Origin of the sequence: Bacillus sp. FSL K6-0255, assembly GCF_045040725.1 — a bacterium.
Lineage (GTDB): Bacteria > Bacillota > Bacilli > Bacillales > Bacillaceae > Bacillus > Bacillus subtilis.
Genome location: NZ_CP150278.1, coordinates 600,394 through 626,351, shown reverse-complemented (window position 1 = coordinate 626,351; position 25,958 = coordinate 600,394). Strand labels below are relative to the sequence as shown.

Here is a 25,958-nt window from a genome sequence, read left to right as displayed (position 1 = left end):
CTCAAATGTTTTAAATATTGTTTATTTAAGAATTAGCCGATAACAGCTAAAATGTCGCTTTCACGTAAGATTAAGTATTCAGTACCTTCGTATTTCACTTCAGTACCTGCGTATTTTGAGAAGATAATGCGGTCGCCCTCTTTTACTTCTAAAGCAACGCGCTCTCCGCTTTCTAACACGCGACCTGAACCAGCTGCCACGATTTTGCCTTCTTGCGGTTTTTCTTTTGCAGAATCCGGCAACACAATTCCGCTGGCAGTTTTTTCTTCAGATTCTACGAGTTCAATGACAACGCGATCACCTAATGGCTTTAACAATGTAATAACCTCCTCAATAGTATGAATATGTAATTTTAGCACTCATCACTAAAGAGTGCTAACACAATTCTTATAATAAAGAATCTCCCTTCCAATTTCAAGTGATAAGATAAAAAATTTTTCACGCTTACATCATTCTTTTCCGTCCCTTTTCCGTTAGCTTTTTCACCCCCGTTCCGATTATGTTACAATAGCTGTAGATGAACGAAACCTACTTAACAAAGGAGTACATACCATTTGAGAAAACAGTATTGGTTTATTATTTTGACATATATCATCATGCAGTTTTCCGCATTAATCGCGATTCCCTTGTTATTTAAATTCGGTTATGCCGGAGGACAGCCTACAGATGAAAATATGCTGCATGCACAAGGATTATGGTCCGTTATCAGCTTTATCGCCTGTCTCGTTGTTGTTCTGCTCATTCTGAGAACCGTTCCGAAAGAAACGCTGCGAAACGGACAGAAGGACTCAATCGGACTTTCTATCCTTTGGGCGATAGCCGGTTTTTTCATTGCCCTTTTCTCTCAAGGAATAGCAGGCTCTATTGAATATTATGTTTTTGGCATCGGAAGAGAATCAGAAAATACACAAGCGATTCTGGATGTCATTCAGGCAGTCCCGCTCATGATTATCGTTTCTTCCATCGTCGGGCCTATATTAGAAGAAATCATCTTCAGAAAAATCATTTTCGGCGCGCTGTACGAAAAAACGAATTTCTTTTTTGCAGGACTGATCAGCTCGGTTATTTTCGGTATTGTTCACGCTGATTTGAAGCATCTTCTTCTATATACAGCAATGGGCTTTACCTTTGCCTTTTTATATGCCAGAACAAAACGGATATGGGTGCCGATTTTCGCCCATTTAATGATGAATACATTCGTCGTCATCATGCAGCTTGAGCCTGTTCGGAATTACCTTGAACAGCAGAGCACACAAATGCAATTGATTATTGGAGGATTATTTTTATGAGAAACCCGGTAGTTTGGGGAATGATCTACTTTGCCGTAGGGTGCATCTTTACTTATCTTGCCGCAAGCTCGCCAGGCAGCATGTGGTCATTTTACTCCATCCTGCTGATGGTGTTCGCCGCTTACAACATCAGCATTTCTTTTAAGATGTTCGCCTTTTCATTTAAAATCAAAAAGAACCAAAAATAAAGAAAATCCATTTCTGAATGAGAAATGGATTCAAATTAAATCCTAAAACGGCTTTCGTTTTAGGATTTTGTCATTTTCAGCGTGATTGAAAACCCTTGAAGTCTAGGAAAGGCGAGCATTGGAGCGGAGCGAATGTTTTCATTCGTGAGCACCAACGCACAGGCTTGACAACAAATGCGGGGGTTTGTCAACACGCTGAATCCATTTCCCTCATGAGAAATGGATTTTTTATTATTGCCCCGAAGACACGTCCTGATCGGCAGCACTGCTTTTCTGCGCTTTCCGATAAGCGGCCTTCGATATCAGAATACTGATTTCATATAAAATCAAAAGCGGGACTGTAACCATCATATGGGACAGAAGCTCAGGCGGTGTAATCAGGGCTGCGATCACCAGCAGCGTAAAATACGCATACTTTCTGATTTTCGCCAAGAACATCGGTGTCACAATTCCGAGCCTGGTCAAAAACATGAGGATGACCGGCATTTGGAACAGCAGTCCAAACGGAATCGTCAGCTGCAGAAGAAAATGAAAATATTCATTAATTCCGATCACCTGATTGACATTCAAGTCCTGAGAAATTCGCTTCATAAAATCAACAACAAAAGGAAATAAAATATAATATGAAAAAGATAAGCCCGCTAAAAACAGCAAAATAGAGATCGGAATGTAGCTGAGCGTTACTTTGCGCTCTTTCTCATAGAGGCCCGGGCTCACAAAAGCCCAAAGCTGATAAAGAATAACTGGCGAGGTCAAGACTATGCCGATGATAAATGCAAATTGCATAAACACATAAAGCGGGTCTGTCAGGTTAAACGCGTTAAGCGTAAGCTGCTTCGCTTCATCTGTTTCTTGGAGGTACACAATAATCGGCTTTGCTAAAAAAAATCCAGCAATAAAGAAAACGACAAACGCCAGCGCTACAATCAGCAACCGTTTTCGAAGCTCAGCAATATGCTCCAGCAGCGACATTTGATTCACTTTCATTCGTGTCATCCTAACTTACTGGTCTTCTTTCTTTTTTTCCTCTTCATCACTCGTTAATCCTTTAGTAGCGTTTTTGAATTCACGAAGTGTGTCTCCCGCTGCTTTCCCCAATTCAGGCAGCTTTTTGGGACCGAAGATAATCAGAGCAACGATTGCGATAACAGCAAGGCTTCCAGGACCGATCGGCATATTTAGGCTCCTCCTTTCCCTCTATTCGATTTCCTCTAAAACTGAATAATGCTTCAAAAAATAAACCAGTGACTGAAGCTCAACTGCTAAATCTATATGATGAATTCGAATGTGTTCCGGCACATTCAAACGGGCCGGCGTAAAATTAAGGATTCCCTTGATTCCTAATGCGACCAATCTGTCTGTAATGGATTGAGCGGCAACTGCTGGCACTGTAAGAATGGCAACTGATTCATCTTTTACGTGTTGTTCAAGGTCATCAAGGTTATAGACGGGCACGCCGCCTACCTCAGTTCCTATTTTACTCTCATTTATATCAAAAGCCATAGAAATTTTTGTGTTATTATTTTTTGTGAAATTATAGTGAAGAAATGCCGTTCCCAAGTTCCCGACACCAATCAAGATGACGTCTGTCATCTCATCCTGATCAAGCGTTTTTCGGAAAAAAGACAGCAAATAATCCACATTATATCCGTATCCTTTTTTGCCAAGAGCTCCAAAATAGGAAAAATCCCTCCGAATCGTGGCAGAATCAACCTTTACGGCATCACTGAGTTCAGCGGATGATACACGCTGTTTTCCTGACGCATGCAGATTCTTTAAAAAGCGATAGTAAAGCGGCAACCGTTTCGCCGTCGCCTGCGGAATTTTTGATTGATCCTTATTCATTTTTGGTCCTCCAAATTATACTCGGATAGTTCTCTTTTAAAGTCACCGTTTTTCCCGCCTGTTTTCTCCAGCAAGAAAGTAGGGCCGATGACCATCCCCTTATCAAGAGCCTTGCACATATCGTAAACGGTAAGAGCGCACACCGATGCAGAAGTGAGCGCTTCCATTTCCACACCTGTACTCCCTTTCGTTTTGACCTGTGCTTTTATATGAAGTATAACTTCTGCTTCTTTTATTTTCCAGTCAAACGATATATCTACCCCGCTCAGTGAAAGTGGGTGGCACATCGGAATGATATTCGACGTTTGCTTTGCGGCCATAATGCCTGCCACCTGTGCGACAGCCAGTACATCTCCTTTGCCGATATCGTGACTTTGTATTTTCTCGTACACTTCATTCTTCATGTGTACGCTTGAAACAGCCGCCGCAGTACGGACAGTCGAAGATTTTTCGCTGATATCCACCATCTGGGCTCTGCCCTGTTCATTAAAATGAGAAAATCCATTCATATTAAAACGCTCCTTAAACAGATCATACACTATTTTCTTCTCTATGTCTTATATGGCCAATGTATTGTTTGCTGACTTCTGGTTCATAAGCTACACTTAACTTATTATAGCAGAGGTGAAATAATATGATGATCTTACAAGTTAATCAGCTGTCCAAATCGTTTGGTGCTGATACTATTTTAAACAATATAAAGCTGGAAGTCAGAAATCGTGATCGCATCGCCATTGTTGGAAGAAATGGCGCCGGAAAATCCACGCTCCTTAAAATTATCGCAGGCCAGCTTTCGTATGAAAAGGGCGAAATTATTAAACCGAAAGATATTACAATGGGATATCTCGCTCAGCATACTGGCTTGGATTCTAAGCTTACCATAAAAGAAGAGCTGCTGACTGTTTTTGACCACTTAAAAGCAATGGAAAAGGAAATGCGGGCTATGGAAGAAAAAATGGCGGCAGCTGACCCGGGTGAATTAGAAAGCATCATGAAAACCTATGACCGCCTTCAGCAGGAATTCAAAGATAAAGGCGGCTATCAATATGAAGCGGATGTTAGATCTGTGCTGCATGGTCTCGGCTTCAGCCATTTTGACGATTCTACACAGGTTCAAAGCCTCAGCGGAGGCCAGAAAACAAGACTGGCTTTAGGTAAGCTTCTGTTAACACAGCCTGATTTGCTCATTCTCGATGAGCCGACAAACCATCTGGATATTGATACGCTTACCTGGCTTGAGCATTATTTGCAAGGCTATTCAGGCGCCATTCTCATCGTTTCGCATGACCGCTACTTTTTGGACAAAGTAGTAAACCAGGTATACGAGGTATCAAGAGCAGAAAGCAAAAAGTATCACGGCAACTACAGCGCTTATCTCGACCAAAAAGCCGCGCAGTATGAAAAAGATCTGAAAATGTATGAAAAGCAGCAGGACGAAATTGCAAAGCTGCAAGACTTCGTAGACCGAAATCTGGCGAGAGCCTCTACCACCAAAAGGGCGCAAAGCCGCAGAAAGCAACTTGAGCGAATGGAAGTCATGTCAAAACCGCTTGGCGATGAAAAATCCGCAAACTTTCATTTTGATATTACAAAACAGAGCGGAAATGAAGTCCTTCGTGTTCAGGATCTCACAATCAGCTATGAAAACCAGCCGCCGCTTTTAACAGAAGTGTCATTCATGCTCACAAGAGGAGAAAGCGCAGCGCTTGTCGGCCCTAACGGAATTGGTAAATCGACATTGCTGAAAACATTGATAGACACCCTAAAACCAGATCAAGGAACGATCTCATACGGCTCAAATGTCAGTGTCGGCTATTATGATCAGGAACAGGCTGAGCTGACTTCCTCTAAACGTGTCCTTGATGAGCTGTGGGACGAGTACCCCGGGCTCCCAGAAAAAGAAATCAGAACGTGTCTCGGAAATTTCTTATTCTCCGGAGATGATGTGCTGAAACCAGTTCATTCACTGAGCGGAGGCGAAAAAGCAAGATTGGCTCTAGCTAAGCTGATGCTTCAAAAAGCCAACTTTCTCATCCTTGATGAACCGACTAACCATCTGGATTTAGACAGCAAAGAAGTTCTCGAAAACGCGCTGATTGATTATCCAGGCACACTGTTATTTGTCTCACATGACAGATATTTTATTAACAGAATCGCCACAAGAGTATTGGAGCTTTCTTCAAGCCATATAGAGGAGTATCTGGGAGATTACGATTATTATACAGAGAAAAAAACAGAGCAGCTTGAATTGGAGAAAATAAATCAGCAAGAAGAAACTGAAAAAACGCCAGCTACTGTGAAGTCTGACTCCAAACGTTCCTACGAGGAAGAAAAAGAATGGAAAAAGAAAGAGCGCCAACGACTCCGTCGGATTGAAGAAATTGAAACCACCGTTCAAACCATTGAGGAGAACATCAGCCGCAATGATGAATTGCTATGTGACCCTGAAGTCTATCAGGATCATGAAAAAGTACAAGCTATCCATGCAGACAATGAGAAGCTCAATCAGGAGCTGGAATCTCTTTTGTCCGAATGGGAAGAACTATCCACAGAAGAAGATTAAAAGTCAAGCACCTCTTTTTAGAGGTGCTTTTTATCCACAGAACATACCCTAATAAGCAAAACAAAGTAAGCGCTTTATACACAATATCCACAAAATATTCTGAATTTATCCACTTTATTAACAGCGACTTCAGCCCTTTATCCATCTATATCTCTATAATTACTCACAGACATGTTGATAAGTTGTGAATTATCTGTTAATAACAAACATATAAAAAGTCTCACGCTATTATCTCGTGAGACTTTGATAAGAAGTCAATTCAAGGCCGGGCTGGCCATTCATATCATATGTACCGCGAATTCCTTTTTCAAAAGCAATTGTACCAGCAGCAGCAATCATCGCAGCATTATCCGTGCATAAAGCTAATGGAGGAATGACAAGCGTAATCCCTTCATGCTGGGCAAATTCCTTTTCTAATGCAGCTCTGAGGCTTCTGTTTGCAGCTACTCCTCCGGCTAAAAGGACCTGTTTGACATCATATTCCTTTGCCGCGCGCGCCGTTTTGGTTACCAAGACATCGATCACACTATTTTGGAAGCTGGCAGACAAATCTTCCGGAGCAATCTCTTGCCCTTTTTGGGATGCATTATGAAGCGTATTGATCACCGCAGACTTCAACCCGCTAAAGCTGAAGTTGTAAGAGCCTTCTTCAAGCCATGCGCGAGGAAGCGGAATATTGTCATTCCCTTTTTCAGCTAGCTTGTCAATTTGCGGTCCACCCGGATATGGCAATCCCATCGTCCGCGCCACTTTGTCGTAGGCTTCTCCTGCCGCATCATCAAGGGTTTCCCCAATGACTTCAAATGATCCATGTTCCTTCATATAAACCAGTTCTGTATGGCCTCCTGAAACGACCAATGCCAGTGCCGGGAACACGATGTCTTCTACAAGACGGTTCGCGTATATATGACCGGCTATATGATGAACGCCTACTAACGGAATGTTATGTGCAAAGCTCAATGCTTTAGCGGCATTCACTCCAATAAGAAGCGCCCCCACCAGTCCCGGACCTTCTGTTACTGCAATCGCATCAATATCACTATACGTCATGCCAGCTTTGCGAAACGCCTCTTCTATAACCAAAGTGATTTGTTCAACATGATGTCTTGAAGCAATTTCCGGAACAACGCCTCCGAAGCGCTTATGGCTTTCAATTTGAGAGGCTACTACGTTTGAAATGATCTCTTTCCCGTTTTTCACAATAGCTGCAGCAGTCTCATCACAGCTTGTTTCAATTCCTAATACGTACATGTCTTTTTGCTCACTCATTTATCGTCACCCACATAATTAACGCATCTTCCCCGTTATCAGTATAATAGTTCTTTCTTATTCCGCCGGGCTGCATCCCGAATTTCTTATATAAGCCTTGAGCAGGATGATTCGAAACCCTCACTTCAAGCGAAAGCCGCCTTGCGTCTTTTTCTTTGCACAGTTCAACAGCTGAGCGAAAAAGCGTTTCTCCTAAAGACTGGCCGCGATACTCTGGTTTTATCGCTATATTTGTAATTTGGGCATCGTCCATCACAATCCAAATCCCGCAATACCCAGCAAGATGGCCGTCCTTTTCAATCACGAGATAATGAGCATACGGATTTTCCAGCAGCTCATGATAAAACGAATCCTTCGTCCAAGGAGACGTAAAGGAGGATGCTTCGATTTCGTATACGTGATCTATATCTTCAAGCCGCATATTTCTAACCGCTGCTTTTGTTTTCATCCTATCACCCTACTTTTGACTTTCAATCCATTTCGCTTCAGCTTCTGCCAGCCGCAAGTAATCCGGGACAAGCCCATGAACATCAGCTGCTTCCTTTTCCTTCCCGAGAAAAGCCAATTCTGAAGGACGCGGGTTATGCTGGGCGGCAGTTCCAATGAACCCTTTTGTTCCAAGCACATCCTCGATCATCTGCTTGTGAAGAGAAGTATCATGGCCTAAAAACAAAACAGGGCGGTCCTTTTCTTTTAGCATCTCCAGCCAATCTGCCAGCATCACATTTTGATCTGGAACAACTTGCTCTAAAAGCCCATTTTTATATTGATACAGACCTGTGTACACCTGTCCCCGTCTAGCATCAAAGATTGGGCTGATCAGACCGTCAAAATGCCGGCCATTTGCCGCAAGCGTCTCAAGACTTGATACAGCACTTATTGGAATGTCTAAAGACCAGGCAAGTGTTTTGGCCAACGTCACACCTATTCTTACTCCTGTGTATGAACCAGGGCCTTTTGCAACGACAATTTTAGAAAGGTCCTGCGGTGCCATATCACAATCATTCAGCAATGAATGAACAGCAGGCATCGCTCTTACAGAGTGGTTTTTTTTCAAGTATGTAATGTATTCTGCTATAACGGTGTCTTCTCGAAGCAACGCAATGCCCAATGTATAATTTGATGTATCAATTGCTAATATTGTCATGTCTACTTAACTCCTCACAAAGCATTTCATACCGATTCCCGACAGCAGTAAAGGTAATTTCCCGCTCATCATCACCAGCTCTTTTGATGACAATTTGCAGTCGCTCCTGCGGCAGCTGTTCTTCAATTAAATGAGCCCATTCAACGAGACAGACACCTTGTCCGTGAAAATATTCATCAAGTCCCAAATCTTCACTTTCATCTTCCATTCTATACAAATCCATGTGATAAAGAGGAAGTACGCCATCGTTATATTCTTTTATAATTGTAAAAGTCGGACTGTTTACAATACGTGTAATTCCCAGCCCTTCTGCAAAACCTTTCGTAAAAGTCGTTTTTCCTGCACCTAAATCGCCCTCTAATGTCAGGACGTCTCCCGGTTTAGCAAACGCTGCCGCAAGCTTGGCAATTGCTTTTGTTTCTTCTGGATTTACAGTTCTCCATTTTAATTGCTTCACACGAGTCACCCGTCTTATTTAAAATGATTATATCCCTTTTTCTCTAAGATCATTGATGTTTGATCTGTTTTTAGGATCACTTTAGATTTTGTTTTTTTCCTGACATGACCAATCTTTGTAATGGGAAGTTGACGTGCTGCGCACTGCTGCTTCAACACTTCCCACTCCTCTTTTGAAACCGTCCCTGTCAGCTCAAAATCCTCACCGCCAAACAAAGCCCATTCTTTCCAGTTAGGATGAAGCTTAGGTAAATCAGAATGAATTGGAAGCATGCTTTCAACAATTTCAATTGAAACACAGCTGGCTTCTGCAATCTCGTTCAGTTCACTAGCCAATCCGTCACTAACATCATTTAAAGCTGCCCGTTTAAAAATCGAGCATAATCTGCCGACGCTTACTCTTGGCTCAGGCCGTTTATGCCTGTGGATAAAGTAATCCGTTTCCACAGATGAGTTTTGAGGATTAGTCTCTTCCAGCAATAAAGAAAGCCCTGCTGCAGAAGAACCGATTTCACCGGTTACAAACACAATATCATTCGGTTTTGCTAAGCTGCGCAAACAGGCCTGTCCCTTTTCAACTTCACCGATCACAGTGACTGTAACGACTAATTTGTCAGCGGTAGAAACTGTATCGCCGCCAATCAGATCCATCTGATATAGTTTCGCCAGTTCATTCATTCCTTCATACATCGCCTTGATTTCGGATGCCGTCCATTTTGAAGGTACCGCAAGTGATACCAAATAAAATTTCGGAATGCCTCCCATCGCGGCAATATCACTTATATTAACGGCTAACGCCTTATACCCGATATCTTCAGGTGAGGAATAGTGTAATTTGAAGTGCACGTCTTCTACCATAGTATCAACACAAACAATTTCCTGAACGCCGTGTTTCGCAGTGTAGAGCGCTGCATCATCACCTATTCCTACATCAACGGAAGAATGGTGAATGGTCCGCGGAGTAATGCTATGTATCAAATCAAATTCATCCATGAACCAAAATCTCCTTTCAACCCTGCTTATCCTATATGTGCTCTTCCTAGTTTATCGAATTTTGCTGAAATATCCAAGATGTTCCCGATATAAAGAAAGCTTGGCTATGACACCAAGCAGAAGATATAGTAAAAGAAAACACAAAAAAAACGAAAACATGATCGTTTCGTTTACATTAATGGCGGTCCGGACGGGACTCGAACCCGCGACCTCCTGCGTGACAGGCAGGCATTCTAACCAACTGAACTACCGGACCATATTTGTATAAGATTATTTTAGTTGTACCCTTAGGGCACTCCTTATTTAATCATATATTTGGTTGCGGGGGCAGGATTTGAACCTGCGACCTTCGGGTTATGAGCCCGACGAGCTACCGAACTGCTCCACCCCGCGATGATAAAAGTAATGCTTGGCGGCGTCCTACTCTCACAGGGGGAAACCCCCGACTACCATCGGCGCTGAAGAGCTTAACTTCCGTGTTCGGTATGGGAACGGGTGTGACCTCTTCGCTATCGCCACCAAACAAATTGAGAGTGTTCTCTCAAAACTAGATAACAGGTGTGACATCATTCAAAAATATGGTTAAGTCCTCGATCGATTAGTATCTGTCAGCTCCATGTGTCGCCACACTTCCACCTCAGACCTATCAACCTGATCATCTTTCAGGGATCTTACTTCCTTGCGGAATGGGAAATCTCATCTTGAGGGGGGCTTCATGCTTAGATGCTTTCAGCACTTATCCCGTCCGCACATAGCTACCCAGCGATGCCCTTGGCAGAACAACTGGTACACCAGCGGTGCGTCCATCCCGGTCCTCTCGTACTAAGGACAGCTCCTCTCAAATTTCCTGCGCCCGCGACGGATAGGGACCGAACTGTCTCACGACGTTCTGAACCCAGCTCGCGTACCGCTTTAATGGGCGAACAGCCCAACCCTTGGGACCGACTACAGCCCCAGGATGCGATGAGCCGACATCGAGGTGCCAAACCTCCCCGTCGATGTGGACTCTTGGGGGAGATAAGCCTGTTATCCCCGGGGTAGCTTTTATCCGTTGAGCGATGGCCCTTCCATGCGGAACCACCGGATCACTAAGCCCGACTTTCGTCCCTGCTCGACTTGTAGGTCTCGCAGTCAAGCTCCCTTGTGCCTTTACACTCTGCGAATGATTTCCAACCATTCTGAGGGAACCTTTGGGCGCCTCCGTTACCTTTTAGGAGGCGACCGCCCCAGTCAAACTGCCCACCTGACACTGTCTCCCCGCCCGATAAGGGCGGCGGGTTAGAAGGTCAATACAGCCAGGGTAGTATCCCACCGATGCCTCCACCGAAGCTGGCGCTCCGGTTTCCAAGGCTCCTACCTATCCTGTACAAGCTGTACCAACATTCAATATCAGGCTGCAGTAAAGCTCCACGGGGTCTTTCCGTCCTGTCGCGGGTAACCTGCATCTTCACAGGTACTATAATTTCACCGAGTCTCTCGTTGAGACAGTGCCCAGATCGTTGCGCCTTTCGTGCGGGTCGGAACTTACCCGACAAGGAATTTCGCTACCTTAGGACCGTTATAGTTACGGCCGCCGTTTACTGGGGCTTCAATTCGCACCTTCGCTTACGCTAAGCGCTCCTCTTAACCTTCCAGCACCGGGCAGGCGTCAGCCCCTATACTTCGCCTTACGGCTTCGCAGAGACCTGTGTTTTTGCTAAACAGTCGCCTGGGCCTATTCACTGCGGCTCTCTCGGGCTTGCACCCTAACAGAGCACCCCTTCTCCCGAAGTTACGGGGTCATTTTGCCGAGTTCCTTAACGAGAGTTCTCTCGATCACCTTAGGATTCTCTCCTCGCCTACCTGTGTCGGTTTGCGGTACGGGCACCTCTCACCTCGCTAGAGGCTTTTCTTGGCAGTGTGGAATCAGGAACTTCGCTACTATATTTCGCTCGCCATCACAGCTCAGCCTTATGGGAAACGGATTTGCCTATTTCCCAGCCTAACTGCTTGGACGCGGATATCCAATACCGCGCTTACCCTATCCTCCTGCGTCCCCCCATTGCTCAAATGGTGAGGAGGTGGTACAGGAATATCAACCTGTTGTCCATCGCCTACGCCTTTCGGCCTCGGCTTAGGTCCCGACTAACCCTGAGCGGACGAGCCTTCCTCAGGAAACCTTAGGCATTCGGTGGAGGGGATTCTCACCCCTCTTTCGCTACTCATACCGGCATTCTCACTTCTAAGCGCTCCACCAGTCCTTCCGGTCTGGCTTCACAGCCCTTAGAACGCTCTCCTACCACTGTTCGAAGAACAGTCCGCAGCTTCGGTGATACGTTTAGCCCCGGTACATTTTCGGCGCAGAGTCACTCGACCAGTGAGCTATTACGCACTCTTTAAATGGTGGCTGCTTCTAAGCCAACATCCTGGTTGTCTAAGCAACTCCACATCCTTTTCCACTTAACGTATACTTTGGGACCTTAGCTGGCGGTCTGGGCTGTTTCCCTTTCGACTACGGATCTTATCACTCGCAGTCTGACTCCCAAGGATAAGTCATTGGCATTCGGAGTTTGACTGAATTCGGTAACCCGGTAGGGGCCCCTAGTCCAATCAGTGCTCTACCTCCAAGACTCTTACCTTGAGGCTAGCCCTAAAGCTATTTCGGAGAGAACCAGCTATCTCCAGGTTCGATTGGCATTTCACCCCTACCCACACCTCATCCCCGCACTTTTCAACGTGCGTGGGTTCGGGCCTCCATTCAGTGTTACCTGAACTTCACCCTGGACATGGGTAGATCACCTGGTTTCGGGTCTACGACCACGTACTCATGCGCCCTATTCAGACTCGCTTTCGCTGCGGCTCCGCATCTTCTGCTTAACCTTGCACGGGATCGTAACTCGCCGGTTCATTCTACAAAAGGCACGCCATCACCCGTTAACGGGCTCTGACTACTTGTAGGCACACGGTTTCAGGATCTCTTTCACTCCCCTTCCGGGGTGCTTTTCACCTTTCCCTCACGGTACTGGTTCACTATCGGTCACTAGGGAGTATTTAGCCTTGGGAGATGGTCCTCCCGGATTCCGACGGAATTTCACGTGTTCCGCCGTACTCAGGATCCACTCAGGAGAGAACGAAGTTTTGACTACAGGGCTGTTACCTCCTATGGCGGGCCTTTCCAGACCTCTTCATCTACCTCGTTCTTTTGTAACTCCGTACAGAGTGTCCTACAACCCCAAGAGGCAAGCCTCTTGGTTTGGGCTGATCCCGTTTCGCTCGCCGCTACTCAGGGAATCGCATTTGCTTTCTCTTCCTCCGGGTACTTAGATGTTTCAGTTCCCCGGGTCTGCCTTCTCATATCCTATGAATTCAGATATGGATACCACTCCATTACGAGTGGTGGGTTTCCCCATTCGGAAATCTCCGGATCAAAGCTTGCTTACAGCTCCCCGAAGCATATCGGTGTTCGTCCCGTCCTTCATCGGCTCCTAGTGCCAAGGCATCCACCGTGCGCCCTTTCTAACTTAACCGTTAAAAAGAATCACTATGTGATATCTTGTGTTACTAATTGAATGTGATGTCTACTGTTATCTAGTTTTCAAAGAACACGTTTCGAAGGAATGATCCTTCAAAACTAAACAAGACAGGGAACGTTCTGTTTATAAGACCCAAGGTCTTATATTCCGTATAATATCCTTAGAAAGGAGGTGATCCAGCCGCACCTTCCGATACGGCTACCTTGTTACGACTTCACCCCAATCATCTGTCCCACCTTCGGCGGCTGGCTCCTAAAAGGTTACCTCACCGACTTCGGGTGTTACAAACTCTCGTGGTGTGACGGGCGGTGTGTACAAGGCCCGGGAACGTATTCACCGCGGCATGCTGATCCGCGATTACTAGCGATTCCAGCTTCACGCAGTCGAGTTGCAGACTGCGATCCGAACTGAGAACAGATTTGTGGGATTGGCTTAACCTCGCGGTTTCGCTGCCCTTTGTTCTGTCCATTGTAGCACGTGTGTAGCCCAGGTCATAAGGGGCATGATGATTTGACGTCATCCCCACCTTCCTCCGGTTTGTCACCGGCAGTCACCTTAGAGTGCCCAACTGAATGCTGGCAACTAAGATCAAGGGTTGCGCTCGTTGCGGGACTTAACCCAACATCTCACGACACGAGCTGACGACAACCATGCACCACCTGTCACTCTGCCCCCGAAGGGGACGTCCTATCTCTAGGATTGTCAGAGGATGTCAAGACCTGGTAAGGTTCTTCGCGTTGCTTCGAATTAAACCACATGCTCCACCGCTTGTGCGGGCCCCCGTCAATTCCTTTGAGTTTCAGTCTTGCGACCGTACTCCCCAGGCGGAGTGCTTAATGCGTTAGCTGCAGCACTAAGGGGCGGAAACCCCCTAACACTTAGCACTCATCGTTTACGGCGTGGACTACCAGGGTATCTAATCCTGTTCGCTCCCCACGCTTTCGCTCCTCAGCGTCAGTTACAGACCAGAGAGTCGCCTTCGCCACTGGTGTTCCTCCACATCTCTACGCATTTCACCGCTACACGTGGAATTCCACTCTCCTCTTCTGCACTCAAGTTCCCCAGTTTCCAATGACCCTCCCCGGTTGAGCCGGGGGCTTTCACATCAGACTTAAGAAACCGCCTGCGAGCCCTTTACGCCCAATAATTCCGGACAACGCTTGCCACCTACGTATTACCGCGGCTGCTGGCACGTAGTTAGCCGTGGCTTTCTGGTTAGGTACCGTCAAGGTACCGCCCTATTCGAACGGTACTTGTTCTTCCCTAACAACAGAGCTTTACGATCCGAAAACCTTCATCACTCACGCGGCGTTGCTCCGTCAGACTTTCGTCCATTGCGGAAGATTCCCTACTGCTGCCTCCCGTAGGAGTCTGGGCCGTGTCTCAGTCCCAGTGTGGCCGATCACCCTCTCAGGTCGGCTACGCATCGTTGCCTTGGTGAGCCATTACCTCACCAACTAGCTAATGCGCCGCGGGTCCATCTGTAAGTGGTAGCCGAAGCCACCTTTTATGTTTGAACCATGCGGTTCAAACAACCATCCGGTATTAGCCCCGGTTTCCCGGAGTTATCCCAGTCTTACAGGCAGGTTACCCACGTGTTACTCACCCGTCCGCCGCTAACATCAGGGAGCAAGCTCCCATCTGTCCGCTCGACTTGCATGTATTAGGCACGCCGCCAGCGTTCGTCCTGAGCCAGGATCAAACTCTCCGATAAATGGATCACAGGTTAAGTTCACCGCATCCTGCGGCGACACCTGTGTGACCTACGTCGTGCAGGCCCTAGTTTGACTGACTACGCACATTGCTGTGCGATTTTTAAAAACTGAATTAACAGGTACGTTTTGTCTTGTTTAGTTTTCAAAGATCATTCAATAATGGAGCGGGTGATGAGAATCGAACTCACGACATCAGCTTGGAAGGCTGAGGTTTTACCACTAAACTACACCCGCATGGTATCTTATATGGCGCGCCCGAGAGGAGTCGAACCCCTAACCTTTTGATCCGTAGTCAAACGCTCTATCCAATTGAGCTACGGGCGCTTATCAAACGACTTAACTATCATACTATCATTTGATGTTGAAGTCAAGAAGTTTTTTAAAAATGTTTTTCGAATCTTTTTCAATTCGACTTTTCTTATTATACACATTTTTGAAATTTTGTAAACACCTTAGAAAAACTTTTTTGTTTTTCTGTTTTGTTTCACGCTGTTCATCAGCGACGTTTAATAATATACCATGCCTGTTTTATTTGGTCAACACTTTTCCTGTATTTTTTTATTTTCTTCTTTCACGCCTTCCCATGCTTATCATGTATATATTTTATCTCATCTTACAAATAATATAGAAAATCTCTTAAGAAGAAATGAGGCGTGTCATGTATTACTACAAAGAGGAACTGATTAATATCATTAAACCGGACAAGCCAGACCCGGCAGCTGCTAAGGTCCTGCAGGAGATATTAGGCGGTCATTACGGAGAAATGCGTACAATGATGCAGTTTTTTTTCCAAAGCTCTAATTTCAGAGGAAAGCAGAAACAGTACCGCGATCTGCTTCGCGGCATTTTTTTAGAGGAGATTGCCCACGTTGAACTGGTTCAAAACACAATCAATGCTTTATTAGATGAATCAGGCAGTGAAGGTGTCGGCAGTCAAGGTGCAGATCAAGCGCCACTTGATGAAGCGGTTAAACATGCTAATCCTCATCATTATATTATTGGAGCGCAAAGTTCCCTTCCTGTTGATGCAGGGGGCAATCCGTGGAACGGGTCGTGGGTGTATAACCACGGAAACTTAATTACTGACCTGCTGGATAACCTGCTTCTTGAGTCGACAGGTGTGCTGCAAAAAACAAGAATTTATGAAATGAGCTCTAATCAGACGTTCCGCGAAACACTTGCTTTTCTGATTGTACGCGACAATGCTCACCAGAATGCATTCGCGAAAGCGCTCGAGACATTGGGCGTTGAGTGGGCGAAGCTCCTCCCTGTACCGAATTATGACATTAATAAATATCCTGAGTGCAGAAAGTATGTCGAATTAGGCTACCATAATGCACAGTTTAACTTTAGGTTGGATGAAACGAGAATCGGTGAAATCTATCAGGGGAAATCTCCAAGCCGAAATGGCGGAGAGTTACAAGTCATAGATCCTCCGGCAGGTTTTCCCGTACCAGTGCTTCCTGAAATACCAAATGAACACAGTCCTGGGTTAGGCGATATGAATGCTTAATCCAGTGGGAAGGTGCTCAAGAAACTTCTTGAGCACCTTCTTAATTGTGACATTACGGATTCACTCAACGATTGGCGTTAAAGAATCGCCATTCCATATTTCTCCCTTATTGAGTGTCCAGCTGTCATGATATAAAGCTGAAGCCCCCTTGTTTACAGCTGGGCTCCATTCATCATTCCATGCCAGAAAGTAAATGGTTTTAGGATATCTTTGTTTTATTGCGTTGATAAATAGGCTGTAATCAAAGCTGCCGTTTGCTGTTTGCGGGCCGACTTCTGTAAAAGCAAAAGGTTTATTAAGCGCTGTTAGCTGATCGTATCCATTGATCGAGTAGGCATCTTGAAAATACGCATCTAATCCGACAATATCCACGTAAGACGCGCCCGGGTAAAAATCAGTTTTAAAATCTCGGTTGGCGTCGGGAGAGTAAACCCAAATCAAATGATCAAGTCCTCTTGTGTCGGTCATATAATGATAGATTTTCTTGTAGAGCTGTTTATATAGAGAGATTCTTTCATTATCCTTTTGGTTATATGATGTGAGTCCCCACCAAAACCATTCGCCGTTCATTTCATGCAGCGGCCTGAACAGAACAGGCACACCTTGGTTCTCCAACTCTTGAAGTCCGTCAGCAATTTTGCTGAGCATGGCATTTAGCCGCTTTCCTTCTACTGTTGAAGAATCTAGTATTTTTTTATACTGATCATTTGTAATCGGTGTTTTAAAATGCCCTGACTGAAAAGCAGGATTCGCCAGGTGCAAGCTGATTTGCGGGATTCCACCATTTTTCCAATACGATATTAAATTGCTGTTGCAGCTTACATCTATTGTATCTTCAATATTTGCTGTTTCAAGCCATCCTCTGGCATAATCGCAGCCGTAAATAGCAGGCGATTGCCCGGTGGCGCTTCGGATTCTATCAGCCTCAGCCATAGAAAATGTGTCATGGCTGTAACCTCCGAACGCTCCGGAAAGGACTCTGTTTTCCGTTCGGTTCGGCAGGTGCGCAAGCCAGTTAATCACTGCTTTTGTTGTCTGCTGTGCATTAGGATTCACAGGCGACACAGTATGCGCTTCAATTGGTTTTGCTAAAACAGCAGACGCAAGTAAAAATAAAATGAGCAAAGAGATCGTATGTTTCTTAAACAAATGCAACTCCCCCATTCATTAAGGATGAGATATCATGAATTCACATGTTCCTTCTATTGAAAACTCGCCAAAATGCGCAGGCAAGACAAAGTGTGAGCCTGCATTGCATTCATACTGACTACCATTATTTATGATTCGTCCTGATCCGCTCAGAACACTCCCCAGCAAATAGGTTTGATATGAAGGAAAAGCAGCTCGGCCGCTAATCTTCCATTTGTACACTGAGAAATAATCTGATTGCACATAAACAGTGATCTCGGCGTTACCAACTTCTTTCACTTCCGGTGTATGCACTTTATCGATATGCGGTATCGTTATGACTTCCATGGCTTTTTCTATATGAAGAGTTCTTTTTTGGCCCTGGTCATTACAGCGGTCATAATCGTATACGCGATACGTTGTATCAGAGTTTTGCTGGATTTCAAGGACAAGGGTTCCCTCACATAAAGCATGGAGTGTACCGCTTGGCACATAAAAGAAATCTCCGGGCTTGATTTTGATTCGCCTCAGCAGCCCGTTCCAATCACCGCTTTCTATTCGTTGTTTGAACTCTTCCTTTGTGCTTGCATGATGTCCCAAAATCAGTTCGGCGTCATCTTTGCAATCAATGATATACCAGCACTCCGTTTTACCAAGGTCGCCATTTTCGTGCAGTTTTGCATAATCATCATCAGGATGGACTTGCACGGAGAGATCCATATTGGCGTCCAGCAGCTTTACCAGCAGCGGAAATACCTTCCTATCCGGAAAACCGAAAATCTCTGGATGATCTTGCCATACTTGATCAAGTGTCTTTCCTGCCAGCGGGCCATTTTTTACAGCCGACGGGCCATTGGCATGTGCAGAAACGGCCCAGCACTCACCTGTTTTTTGTGAGGGTATTGCGTAGCCAAAAGCGTCACGAAGCTTCGTCCCTCCCCATAGTCTTTCTTTAAAGACAGGCTCTAAAAATAAAGGATGCGTCATGATCGCACCTCCCCGGATGCTGCCTCTGCTTGTAAGGCCTGATGCGCCAAAACTAGCGTGCCGATGATTCCGGCGTTACTGCCTAAACGTGGAGGTACAATATAATCACTTATATCATCTGATAATTCAGAAAAATCTAAGTAGCTGTTCATGATTTTTGGTACATATTGATAGATATAAGAAAACACTTGTTTCTGTTGCATGACGCCGCCGCCAAGAATGATTTTTTTAGGTGCAAGGATCAAAATATACTGAGCCAGTGCTTGGGCAATATAGTACCCTTCCAGTTCCCAGACTTGTGCTATATCTGATAAATCCGCGGCTTTTTTCCCCCAGCGGGCTTCGATAGCGGGGCCTGAAGCTAAGCCTTCAAAGCAATCTCCATGATAAGGGCACTTCCCTTGGTATACGTCATCCGGGTGCCTCCGGATATAAATATGGCCCATCTCTGGGTGTGACAGCCCCTGAAGGAGCCTCCCCTCTACAATAGCCCCCGCTCCGATGCCAGTGCCAATCGTTATATACAGGCAGCTGTCAAGACCCTTCGCTTCACCGAAAAGGAATTCACCCAGCGCCGCAGCGTTGACATCTGTACTAAATCCGACTGGGATCTTCATTTCGTTCTTAACGGTTTGCAAAAAGGGATAGTGTCTCCAGCCCGCTTTCGGCGTGGCCGTAATGGTACCGTATGTTTGACTGGTTTTATCGTTATCAACGGGACCAAAGGAGCCGATGCCGATTGCCTGTAATGAAAATTGGCTAAAATATTGAATTACTTTCTCTATCGTTTCATCCGGCATCTTTGTGGGGAATTCTATCCTGTCAATGATCGTTCCATCTTCTCTACCGACAGCACAAACAAACTTTGTGCCGCCTGCTTCAATACCGCCAAGCATGCAGATGGCCTCCTTGTTGTCTCCGCAATCAGCGCCGTATGTTTACAGAAGTCACAACAAACTTGTCATGCCGATGACGTGAAAAGGAATATTCAAATGGAATCCCGGTATCTAAGAAGCCCACATGTTCCACTTCAAGAATTGGATCATCCTGTTTACAGCCCAGATGCTGCTGGTCAATATGATCAGATTTGCAGGCTCTGATTTTCCGATGCGTTCCGGCGATTTTGAGCTGCAGCACATTTGTAATATGATTGTAGATCGAATCATGAAGGACATCGTCATTAATGCCCGGTATTAAATGAGTCGGCATATATGTTTTTTCTAATACATAGGGTTCACCTTCTACAATTCGCAGCCGAACGACATAATAAACCGGTGTTTTCTGATCAATAGACAAATGGGCGGCCACTTCCTCAGTGGGAAATTGCACTTCAAACTGAATGACCTTGCTTTTGATTTTTTTATCTTTCAGCAAGTTGGTCAATCCGAGAATCTCATTGCTGACTACATGGACATGGTCATCCTGTATTGCAGATTGAATAATAAACGTGCCATGGCCTCGTTTTCTAAACAGCAGACCCTCGGCAACTAAATTATCCAAGGCTCTCTTCATCGTCATGCGGCTTGAGTTAAATTCTTTTGCAAGAGATACTTCATCAGGAATGGGCTGATCGATCGGATATACGTTATTTTTAATTCTATTTCTCATTTCATTTGCAATGATTTCGTATTTATTCATTGGTATCCTCCGGCAGCTGTTTGATATCACATAAGCTTTTACGGATATCATAAGTTCTTTTCCCTATTTCATCAATGTTGCGGATTTTCGTCATCTCTATTCGTTATGATGATTGCCGGAAGATCTTGACCTTTAGGAAAATCTAGAAACCGCTATGCTCAGCAACCTCTTTGAACCATTTTCCGCTCTTTTTGACGGTTCTTTCTCCGTCTTTCTCAAGATTGACTGATACAAATCCGTATCGGTTTTTATAGGCATTTGTCCAAGACCAGTTGTCCATGAACGTCCATAAGTGATAGCCTTTTACGTTCGAGCCTTCCTGTATGGCGCGGTGAATCCATTTGAGGTGCTCTTTTATAAATTCAATCCGGTAATCATCCTGAATGATGCCTTGTTCATCCCTGAATCGCTCTTCACCTTCAACCCCCATGCCGTTTTCAGAGATAAAACACTCGATGTTGCCGTAGTTTTCTTTTAAATTGATCAAAATATCATAAACGCCTTTTTCATAGATCTCCCAGCCGCGATGCGGATTCATTTTGCGGCCCGGCATGACGTAGGGATCAAAATACCTGTCCGGCAAAAAAGGAGCGTCGGGATTCGGAAGATGTTCTTTCGCTTTCACACGTCTCGGCTGGTAATAATTCACTCCCAACAGGTCAACCGTGTTCTTTTTGATGATGTCAAGATCTTCAGCGTTGTAATCTGGCATAAAGCCTTCATGCTTCAAAATGTCAACCAGCTCTTTGGGAAATTCGCCTTTGACAGATGGGTCTAAAAAAGATCTGTTAAAAAACGCGTCTGCGATTTCCCCGGCTTTCACATCCGCCGGATGGCTGCTTCTCGGGTATGAAGGGGTCAAATTTAAGATGATACCGATTTTTCCGTCCTGCTTCATCTCCCTGTAAGCCTGAATGGCACGGGCACTTGATAGCATCGTATGAAATCCAACCTGGACGGCCTCTTTAAAATCGACCTTGTTTGGATAATGAAAATCATATAGGTATCCGCCTTCTACGGGAACGATTGGTTCATTATGCGTGAACCATTTTTTCACCCGGCCGCCAAACAAACGGAAGCAAGTTCTTGCATAGTTTTCATACGCGTCAACCGTCTCTCTGTTGACCCAGCCACCGATTTTTTGAAGCGCCATCGGCATATCGAAATGAAACAAATTGACAAAAGGTTCAATTCCGTTAGCGATCAACTCATCAATGACATTGTTATAGAAATTTGCGGCTTTATCGTTGATCTCGCCCGTTCCGTTTGGTATTAAACGTGACCAGGAAATCGACATCCGGAACGAGTTGTGGCCAAGCTCCTTCATCAGCCTGATATCTTCTTTATAGTTGTCGTAAAATTGGGATGTGTCTGCGGGGCCGACATGATCAAAAAAACGATGCGGTTCTTTTTCAAACCAATAATCCCATATATTCTGGCCTTTTCCGTCTCTGTCGGCGGCACCCTCCGTTTGTGTTGCTGAAGCCGATGATCCCCACCAAAAATCCTTTGGAAAACGATATTGTTCTGTTTGTGCCAAGTCTCTCTCCCCTTATGTCACATTTTTATGCTGTTATCATTTTGCTGAGCAGCTGTTTCCTGCACAGCCTGTTCTTTTTCTTTTGCCAGATTTAATTTATCCATTGCTTTTAGGAATGGAAACCAGATCACGAAGACAATCAGCAGATTGATAAGCTGCATCACGCCCCCCATGATTGAGTTCGTCGCCATGATGCCATTAATGAATAATGGAACCGTCCACGGCACCGTCACACCAGTCGGAGGCGGAACGAGCCCGGCTGACATAGCCAGATAGGTGACGAGCGTAACAACCATCGGTGCCAGCACCCAAGGCACAATAATGATCGGATTCATGACAATCGGAAGCCCGAAGATAATCGGTTCGTTTACGTTAAAAATACCGGGAGCGAGGCCAAGTTTTGATACTTGCTTCATCTGCCTGCTTTTCATGAATATGAGAATGGTAAACACAATCGCAAGCGTCATCCCTGTTCCGCCCATCCCTACTGTATAAATCTCCATAAACGGTTTTGAAATAATATGAGGGATTTCTTTTCCCGCCGTGTAAGCAGAAAGGTTTTCTACCTGCAGTGTATTCCAAATCGGGTCCATTACGGAGTTGATAATGATCTGTCCATGCAGTCCGAAAAACCAAAGAATTTGAATAAAAAACACGGCAATAAGCGTTGGAATGATACCGCTTCCAAGTCCGACAAGCGGAGCCTGAATTGCGTGATAAATGACGTCGTGCATATTTGTTTTAAAAAACAGAGTCACCATTACGTTAATCAGCAAAAATACGGTCAATGTGATAAAAGCCGGAATAAGTGCGGCGAATGATTTTGCTACAGCAGGCGGAACGCCGGCTGGCATTTTGATTGTCAGGTTTTTTTGAACGATTCTTCTGTAAATTTCACCAGAAAGAAATGCCGTAATCATCCCAAGAAACATCCCTTTTGCACCGAGACGATCGACCGGGATAACCCCTGTAATGGCATCACCTGTTTCCGGCTGAACGATAAATGGCGTTAAGAGCAAAAAGGAGACCAAAGCGATCGCTCCGCCAAATACAGCTTCGACCTGATAGCTTTTCGATAGGTAATAGCCTATCCCGAACACAACAAAGACAGACATAATGCCCATTGTCGCCGTGGAGGCAATGCCGAAATGAGACTGAAACGACGTAAGCATTGAGGCGTTCATGATTTTGTTTAGAAACGGCAAATTCGTTAACACGACAAAAATGGACCCGAATATCGTCAGCGGGAAAGCCAGCATAAATGCATCACGCAGCACTTGCAAATAGCGGTTATTGTTTAACCTCCCTGCAATTGGAACAAGGAATTGGCTGATTTTCTCGAACACCCTATCCACCCCGATTATTTATAGATTCTTGGTTTTAAAGAGATCAAGCATCTCTTTCACTAATTCTTTCATGGATAATGTTGACATCAGATGATCCTCTGCATGCATAAGCAGCAATGAAAAAGCTGTTGCTTCTCCGCCGGATTCCTTCTGTATCATTTGAAAGTGAATGTCATGGGCCGCGGATAAATCATGCTCAGCCTTGGCAATGAGGGCATCAGCCTCGTCCTTGTTCCCTTCTTTGTAGGCGCGCAGTGATTGTATGATGCAGCTTCGGGCATTTCCGCTGTGCAGGATTAGCTGAAAACTGATTTGCTCGTCTGTTAAATTCGTGATTTTCATCTGTTCCATTATTGATTCACCATTAAGGACAATGCCTGCTCATACGCTTTTTTCCCATCTGCCATTCCGTAGGCCATCATGTCAATGACTTCAACCCGAATGTTGTATTGATCCGCTTCTTTTTGGAGTTCGCTTTTCAGAAAGCTCATTTGCGGACCGATCAAAACGGCATCCGCTTTTCTCATGTCTTCTTTTGCTTTATCCTGGCCAACAGCCCAAATCTCCGCTTCCTCACCGATAGACTGTGCGTATTCCTTCATTTTTGTCACCAATAAACTGGTAGACATTCCTGAACTGCACGCGAGTAATATTTTTTTCAACTGCTATCCCCCCTTGTTATTAAAACGCTTACATAGATTATTATAGTCATTTATTTTTAAATGTCTATACTTTTATAAAATAAATATAATCATATACTTGTCCGGTTCATTACTTTGTAAATTTTTCTATGGAAGATTCATTCATAATGTGGTACACTCATCAACGGAAACGAATCAATTAAATAGCTATTATCACTTGTATAACCTCAATAATATGGTTTGAGGGTGTCTACCAGGAACCGTAAAATCCTGATTACAAAATTTGTTTATGACATTTTTTGTAATCAGGATTTTTTTTATTTATCAAAACATTTAAGTAAAGGAGTTTGTTATGAATTTCAAAGTTTTCCTGCTTGCAGCTTCTACGATTGCAGTCGGATTGGTTGAGTTAATTGTGGGAGGAATTCTTCCTCAGATCGCAAATGATTTAGACATTTCCATTGTTTCAGCCGGACAGCTGATCAGTGTGTTTGCGCTGGGATATGCAGTATCTGGGCCGCTGCTTTTGGCATTGACTGCGAAGATTGAGCGGAAGCGCTTATATCTAATTGCTTTATTTGTTTTCTTCCTTAGCAATCTTGTCGCCTATTTCAGCCCTAATTTCGCAACACTGATGGTATCTAGGGTATTGGCAGCAATGAGTACAGGGCTGATTGTTGTGCTTTCTTTAACAATTGCCCCGAAAATTGTAGCGCCTGAATACAGAGCCCGCGCAATCGGAATTATTTTTATGGGTTTCAGCTCTGCTATCGCATTAGGCGTGCCGCTCGGAATCTTAATCAGCGATTCCTTCGGGTGGCGGATTTTGTTCCTTGGCATCGGCCTGTTGGCACTGATCTCCATGCTGATTATTTCAATCTTCTTTGAAAGAATACCGGCGGAGAAAATGATTCCTTTCCGGGAACAACTCAAGACGATCGGTAATCTGAAAATCGCGAGTTCACACCTCGTCACGATGTTTACATTAGCTGGCCACTACACGCTTTACGCTTACTTTGCGCCGTTTTTAGAAGAGACTCTTCACCTGAGCTCTTTCTGGGTCAGCATTTGTTATTTCCTTTTCGGGATATCTGCTGTATGCGGAGGCCCTTTCGGAGGAGCGCTATCTGACCGGCTTGGTTCCTTTAAGAGCATTTTGCTGGTGACCGGTTCCTTTGCCATCATTATGTTCTTACTGCCGCTGTCTACATCGTCTATGATTTTCTTTTTGCCTGTCATGGTGATTTGGGGTCTTCTGAGCTGGAGCCTTGCCCCGGCTCAGCAAAGCTATTTAATTGAAATTGCACCTGATTCGTCTGACATTCAGCAAAGCTTTAACACATCGGCCCTCCAAGTCGGAATTGCCCTTGGCTCAGCCATTGGCGGTGTTGTTTTGGATCAGACGGGTACTGTGGTGTCAACGGCATGGTGCGGCGGATCGATTGTGATCATCGCTGTCCTGTTTGCTTTCATTTCTTTAACAAGACCTGTTCAAACAGCAAAAAAATCCTCCTTGTAAAAGGAGGATTTTTTATGATTTAGCTGAAAGCTCATCTTCGGTGACCCATTTGTGGTTTTTCACTTTTTCGCCGCTCGTTGTCGATGTATAGTCAACCATGTATACAGTTGTTTTTTCCGCGGAGTCGATCTCGGCTGTTGCTCCTTTCATACCTTTCATATGAGAAGCCTCTAAAATCACCTGATCTCCGGGTTGTAATGTTTTATCTCCAGCATCTTTGATTTCTTCTTGGATCACCCATTTGTGTTGATCCACACGCTGTCCCCCATTAGTCGGAGTATAAGAAACAACATACGCCGTTGTATCATAGGCGCCTGTTACCGTAGCTTCAGCACCTTTCATGCCTTTCATATGGGAAGTATTGATGATTACCTGGCTGCCTACTTTGTATTTCGGATTTTTAGATTCCTGTAATCCCTCTGGAACGTCAGCTGATCCGGAATGGTCCATCTCTTCATGTGTTGAGGAGTCTGAATGATTGTCATGTGTGCTTTCTTTCGTACTGTTGTTATTGCCGCATGCTGATAAAACAAAAACTAGAGATAACATCAGAATTCCCAGTGCATTTTTAGAGATTTTCATGTTCATTCTCCTTTGCTTCATTTTTTTCCTGTAACTTTTGCCCGCAGACAATGAAAACATGCCCTCTCGATAATACTATACCCCCGA

The 25,958-nt window shown here is 44.8% G+C and carries 24 protein-coding genes, 4 tRNA genes, 3 rRNA genes and 1 riboswitch; of the genes, 5 read left to right on the top strand and 26 right to left on the bottom strand.

Translation table 11 applies throughout. The annotated features are described in order from the left end of the window. Positions 1 to 32: 32 nt before the first annotated feature. The gene (groES, locus tag MHB62_RS03275; protein WP_003155970.1) at positions 33 to 317 is read right to left on the bottom strand and encodes a co-chaperone GroES; all 285 of its coding nucleotides are present in this window, start codon (positions 315 to 317) and stop codon (positions 33 to 35) included. A 237-nt stretch (positions 318 to 554) separates the two neighbouring features. Here groES and MHB62_RS03270 point away from each other — a divergent pair, with 237 nt between their 5' ends. Together MHB62_RS03270 and MHB62_RS03265 are read left to right on the top strand one after the other, a co-directional pair. Continuing rightward, a complete protein-coding gene (locus tag MHB62_RS03270) occupies positions 555 to 1,289 on the top strand; it encodes a CPBP family intramembrane glutamic endopeptidase (protein ID WP_003234069.1) in 735 nt (244 codons plus the stop codon). Beyond that, positions 1,286 to 1,477, top strand: coding sequence for a YdiK family protein (locus tag MHB62_RS03265; RefSeq protein ID WP_003225680.1), 192 nt, complete (start codon positions 1,286 to 1,288; stop codon positions 1,475 to 1,477). Before MHB62_RS03270 ends, MHB62_RS03265 begins: the two co-directional genes overlap by 4 nt. A gap of 231 nt (positions 1,478 to 1,708) precedes the next feature. On the opposite strand, the gene tatC is transcribed toward MHB62_RS03265, so the two are convergent. Genes tatC through moaC form a run of 4 tightly spaced genes read right to left on the bottom strand, consistent with a single transcriptional unit; the run spans position 1,709 to position 3,831 of the window. Then, positions 1,709 to 2,473 carry a twin-arginine translocase subunit TatC gene (tatC, locus tag MHB62_RS03260; protein ID WP_015252680.1) on the bottom strand — a complete coding sequence of 255 codons (765 nt, stop codon included), beginning with the start codon at positions 2,471 to 2,473 and terminating at the stop codon, positions 1,709 to 1,711. A gap of 6 nt (positions 2,474 to 2,479) precedes the next feature. Next, positions 2,480 to 2,653, bottom strand: a complete 174-nt coding sequence (gene tatAY / locus MHB62_RS03255) for a sec-independent protein translocase protein TatAY (RefSeq protein WP_003234072.1) — start codon at positions 2,651 to 2,653, stop codon at positions 2,480 to 2,482. A gap of 21 nt (positions 2,654 to 2,674) precedes the next feature. Beyond that, on the bottom strand, positions 2,675 to 3,322 hold the full coding sequence (locus tag MHB62_RS03250; protein ID WP_003234073.1) for a redox-sensing transcriptional repressor Rex: 648 nt from the start codon (positions 3,320 to 3,322) through the stop codon (positions 2,675 to 2,677). Continuing rightward, positions 3,319 to 3,831, bottom strand: coding sequence for a cyclic pyranopterin monophosphate synthase MoaC (gene moaC / locus MHB62_RS03245; RefSeq protein ID WP_003243499.1), 513 nt, complete (start codon positions 3,829 to 3,831; stop codon positions 3,319 to 3,321). The genes MHB62_RS03250 and moaC overlap by 4 nt, the downstream gene beginning before the upstream one ends. 125 nt (positions 3,832 to 3,956) lie before the next feature. Between moaC and MHB62_RS03240 the strand changes: the two genes are divergently transcribed. Further along, positions 3,957 to 5,885: an ABC-F family ATP-binding cassette domain-containing protein gene (locus MHB62_RS03240; protein ID WP_029317385.1), complete on the top strand. Its 1,929-nt coding sequence runs from the start codon at positions 3,957 to 3,959 to the stop codon at positions 5,883 to 5,885. A 228-nt stretch (positions 5,886 to 6,113) separates the two neighbouring features. On the opposite strand, the gene tsaD is transcribed toward MHB62_RS03240, so the two are convergent. The 12 genes from tsaD to MHB62_RS03180 all read right to left on the bottom strand — a co-directional run bounded on the left by tsaD (position 6,114) and on the right by MHB62_RS03180 (position 15,301). Then, the gene (tsaD, locus tag MHB62_RS03235) at positions 6,114 to 7,154 is read right to left on the bottom strand and encodes a tRNA (adenosine(37)-N6)-threonylcarbamoyltransferase complex transferase subunit TsaD (protein ID WP_032722963.1); all 1,041 of its coding nucleotides are present in this window, start codon (positions 7,152 to 7,154) and stop codon (positions 6,114 to 6,116) included. Then, positions 7,147 to 7,602 (bottom strand): ribosomal protein S18-alanine N-acetyltransferase, encoded by a 456-nt coding sequence (gene rimI / locus MHB62_RS03230; RefSeq protein ID WP_003243019.1) that lies wholly within the window; start codon positions 7,600 to 7,602, stop codon positions 7,147 to 7,149. Before rimI ends, tsaD begins: the two co-directional genes overlap by 8 nt. Positions 7,603 to 7,611: 9 nt before the next feature. Beyond that, complete coding sequence (gene tsaB / locus MHB62_RS03225) at positions 7,612 to 8,301, bottom strand: tRNA (adenosine(37)-N6)-threonylcarbamoyltransferase complex dimerization subunit type 1 TsaB (protein ID WP_003234078.1); 690 nt, start codon at positions 8,299 to 8,301, stop codon at positions 7,612 to 7,614. After that, positions 8,282 to 8,758, bottom strand: coding sequence for a tRNA (adenosine(37)-N6)-threonylcarbamoyltransferase complex ATPase subunit type 1 TsaE (gene tsaE / locus MHB62_RS03220; protein WP_032722962.1), 477 nt, complete (start codon positions 8,756 to 8,758; stop codon positions 8,282 to 8,284). The genes tsaB and tsaE overlap by 20 nt, the downstream gene beginning before the upstream one ends. Positions 8,759 to 8,772: 14 nt before the next feature. Continuing rightward, positions 8,773 to 9,750, bottom strand: coding sequence for a thiamine-phosphate kinase (gene thiL / locus MHB62_RS03215; protein ID WP_032722961.1), 978 nt, complete (start codon positions 9,748 to 9,750; stop codon positions 8,773 to 8,775). A 179-nt stretch (positions 9,751 to 9,929) separates the two neighbouring features. Continuing rightward, positions 9,930 to 10,006: transfer RNA gene (locus MHB62_RS03210), tRNA-Asp, on the bottom strand. Between the two features lie 60 nt (positions 10,007 to 10,066). Then, a tRNA-Met gene (locus MHB62_RS03205) sits at positions 10,067 to 10,143 on the bottom strand. A gap of 14 nt (positions 10,144 to 10,157) precedes the next feature. Further along, positions 10,158 to 10,273 (bottom strand): 5S ribosomal RNA (rrf, locus tag MHB62_RS03200). Between the two features lie 55 nt (positions 10,274 to 10,328). Further along, positions 10,329 to 13,256: ribosomal RNA gene (locus MHB62_RS03195) — 23S ribosomal RNA — on the bottom strand. Between the two features lie 170 nt (positions 13,257 to 13,426). After that, a 16S ribosomal RNA gene (locus MHB62_RS03190) occupies positions 13,427 to 14,976 on the bottom strand. Together the 16S, 23S and 5S rRNA genes with 4 tRNA genes alongside form the textbook arrangement of a ribosomal RNA operon. 161 nt (positions 14,977 to 15,137) lie before the next feature. Beyond that, positions 15,138 to 15,211: transfer RNA gene (locus MHB62_RS03185), tRNA-Gly, on the bottom strand. A gap of 13 nt (positions 15,212 to 15,224) precedes the next feature. Next, positions 15,225 to 15,301 (bottom strand) — tRNA-Arg (locus MHB62_RS03180). A gap of 334 nt (positions 15,302 to 15,635) precedes the next feature. Here MHB62_RS03180 and MHB62_RS03175 point away from each other — a divergent pair. Further along, positions 15,636 to 16,490 (top strand): manganese catalase family protein, encoded by an 855-nt coding sequence (locus MHB62_RS03175; protein WP_032722949.1) that lies wholly within the window; start codon positions 15,636 to 15,638, stop codon positions 16,488 to 16,490. A gap of 60 nt (positions 16,491 to 16,550) precedes the next feature. On the opposite strand, the gene gmuG is transcribed toward MHB62_RS03175, so the two are convergent. The 8 genes from gmuG to MHB62_RS03135 all read right to left on the bottom strand — a co-directional run bounded on the left by gmuG (position 16,551) and on the right by MHB62_RS03135 (position 23,791). After that, a complete protein-coding gene (gene gmuG / locus MHB62_RS03170) occupies positions 16,551 to 17,639 on the bottom strand; it encodes a mannan endo-1,4-beta-mannosidase (RefSeq protein WP_032722948.1) in 1,089 nt (362 codons plus the stop codon). A gap of 18 nt (positions 17,640 to 17,657) precedes the next feature. Then, entirely contained in the window at positions 17,658 to 18,605 is a 948-nt protein-coding gene (manA, locus tag MHB62_RS03165; RefSeq protein ID WP_032722947.1) for a mannose-6-phosphate isomerase, class I, read from the bottom strand. Next, positions 18,602 to 19,501 (bottom strand): fructokinase GmuE, encoded by a 900-nt coding sequence (gene gmuE / locus MHB62_RS03160; protein WP_003234095.1) that lies wholly within the window; start codon positions 19,499 to 19,501, stop codon positions 18,602 to 18,604. The genes manA and gmuE overlap by 4 nt, the downstream gene beginning before the upstream one ends. Before the next feature lie 28 nt (positions 19,502 to 19,529). Further along, complete coding sequence (gene gmuR / locus MHB62_RS03155; RefSeq protein WP_003234096.1) at positions 19,530 to 20,243, bottom strand: transcriptional regulator GmuR; 714 nt, start codon at positions 20,241 to 20,243, stop codon at positions 19,530 to 19,532. A 142-nt stretch (positions 20,244 to 20,385) separates the two neighbouring features. Further along, positions 20,386 to 21,783 (bottom strand): 6-phospho-beta-glucosidase GmuD, encoded by a 1,398-nt coding sequence (gene gmuD / locus MHB62_RS03150; protein WP_089172468.1) that lies wholly within the window; start codon positions 21,781 to 21,783, stop codon positions 20,386 to 20,388. Between the two features lie 17 nt (positions 21,784 to 21,800). Continuing rightward, the gene (gene celB, locus MHB62_RS03145) at positions 21,801 to 23,129 is read right to left on the bottom strand and encodes a PTS cellobiose transporter subunit IIC (protein WP_015715334.1); all 1,329 of its coding nucleotides are present in this window, start codon (positions 23,127 to 23,129) and stop codon (positions 21,801 to 21,803) included. An 18-nt stretch (positions 23,130 to 23,147) separates the two neighbouring features. Then, positions 23,148 to 23,480 (bottom strand): PTS lactose/cellobiose transporter subunit IIA, encoded by a 333-nt coding sequence (locus MHB62_RS03140; RefSeq protein WP_003234101.1) that lies wholly within the window; start codon positions 23,478 to 23,480, stop codon positions 23,148 to 23,150. After that, positions 23,480 to 23,791 (bottom strand): PTS sugar transporter subunit IIB, encoded by a 312-nt coding sequence (locus tag MHB62_RS03135; RefSeq protein ID WP_014475989.1) that lies wholly within the window; start codon positions 23,789 to 23,791, stop codon positions 23,480 to 23,482. Before MHB62_RS03135 ends, MHB62_RS03140 begins: the two co-directional genes overlap by 1 nt. 176 nt (positions 23,792 to 23,967) lie before the next feature. Continuing rightward, positions 23,968 to 24,067: riboswitch (purine riboswitch) on the top strand. 55 nt (positions 24,068 to 24,122) lie between these two features. Between MHB62_RS03135 and pbuE the strand changes: the two genes are divergently transcribed. Beyond that, the gene (gene pbuE, locus MHB62_RS03130) at positions 24,123 to 25,289 is read left to right on the top strand and encodes a purine transporter PbuE (RefSeq protein WP_003234105.1); all 1,167 of its coding nucleotides are present in this window, start codon (positions 24,123 to 24,125) and stop codon (positions 25,287 to 25,289) included. Positions 25,290 to 25,301: 12 nt separating this feature from the next. Here pbuE and MHB62_RS03125 read toward each other — a convergent pair whose 3' ends face one another. Next, positions 25,302 to 25,922 carry a YdhK family protein gene (locus tag MHB62_RS03125; protein WP_080287654.1) on the bottom strand — a complete coding sequence of 207 codons (621 nt, stop codon included), beginning with the start codon at positions 25,920 to 25,922 and terminating at the stop codon, positions 25,302 to 25,304. Positions 25,923 to 25,958: the final 36 nt, after the last annotated feature.

Bases quoted from the DNA above. Each gene is read 5' to 3' on its own strand.
- MHB62_RS03140 (WP_003234101.1), bottom strand. From the start codon at position 23,480: ATGGAACAGATGAAAATCACGAATTTAACAGACGAGCAAATCAGTTTT.
- gmuE (WP_003234095.1), bottom strand. From the start codon at position 19,501: ATGCTTGGCGGTATTGAAGCAGGCGGCACAAAGTTTGTTTGTGCTGTC.
- pbuE (WP_003234105.1), top strand. From the start codon at position 24,123: ATGAATTTCAAAGTTTTCCTGCTTGCAGCTTCTACGATTGCAGTCGGA.
- tsaB (WP_003234078.1), bottom strand. From the start codon at position 8,301: ATGACAATATTAGCAATTGATACATCAAATTATACATTGGGCATTGCG.
- MHB62_RS03265 (WP_003225680.1), top strand. From the start codon at position 1,286: ATGAGAAACCCGGTAGTTTGGGGAATGATCTACTTTGCCGTAGGGTGC.
- MHB62_RS03240 (WP_029317385.1), top strand. From the start codon at position 3,957: ATGATGATCTTACAAGTTAATCAGCTGTCCAAATCGTTTGGTGCTGAT.
- thiL (WP_032722961.1), bottom strand. From the start codon at position 9,750: ATGGATGAATTTGATTTGATACATAGCATTACTCCGCGGACCATTCAC.
- MHB62_RS03250 (WP_003234073.1), bottom strand. From the start codon at position 3,322: ATGAATAAGGATCAATCAAAAATTCCGCAGGCGACGGCGAAACGGTTG.
- moaC (WP_003243499.1), bottom strand. From the start codon at position 3,831: ATGAATGGATTTTCTCATTTTAATGAACAGGGCAGAGCCCAGATGGTG.
- tsaD (WP_032722963.1), bottom strand. From the start codon at position 7,154: ATGAGTGAGCAAAAAGACATGTACGTATTAGGAATTGAAACAAGCTGT.
- tatAY (WP_003234072.1), bottom strand. From the start codon at position 2,653: ATGCCGATCGGTCCTGGAAGCCTTGCTGTTATCGCAATCGTTGCTCTG.
- manA (WP_032722947.1), bottom strand. From the start codon at position 18,605: ATGACGCATCCTTTATTTTTAGAGCCTGTCTTTAAAGAAAGACTATGG.
- gmuR (WP_003234096.1), bottom strand. From the start codon at position 20,243: ATGAATAAATACGAAATCATTGCAAATGAAATGAGAAATAGAATTAAA.
- rimI (WP_003243019.1), bottom strand. From the start codon at position 7,602: ATGAAAACAAAAGCAGCGGTTAGAAATATGCGGCTTGAAGATATAGAT.
- tatC (WP_015252680.1), bottom strand. From the start codon at position 2,473: ATGACACGAATGAAAGTGAATCAAATGTCGCTGCTGGAGCATATTGCT.
- MHB62_RS03175 (WP_032722949.1), top strand. From the start codon at position 15,636: ATGTATTACTACAAAGAGGAACTGATTAATATCATTAAACCGGACAAG.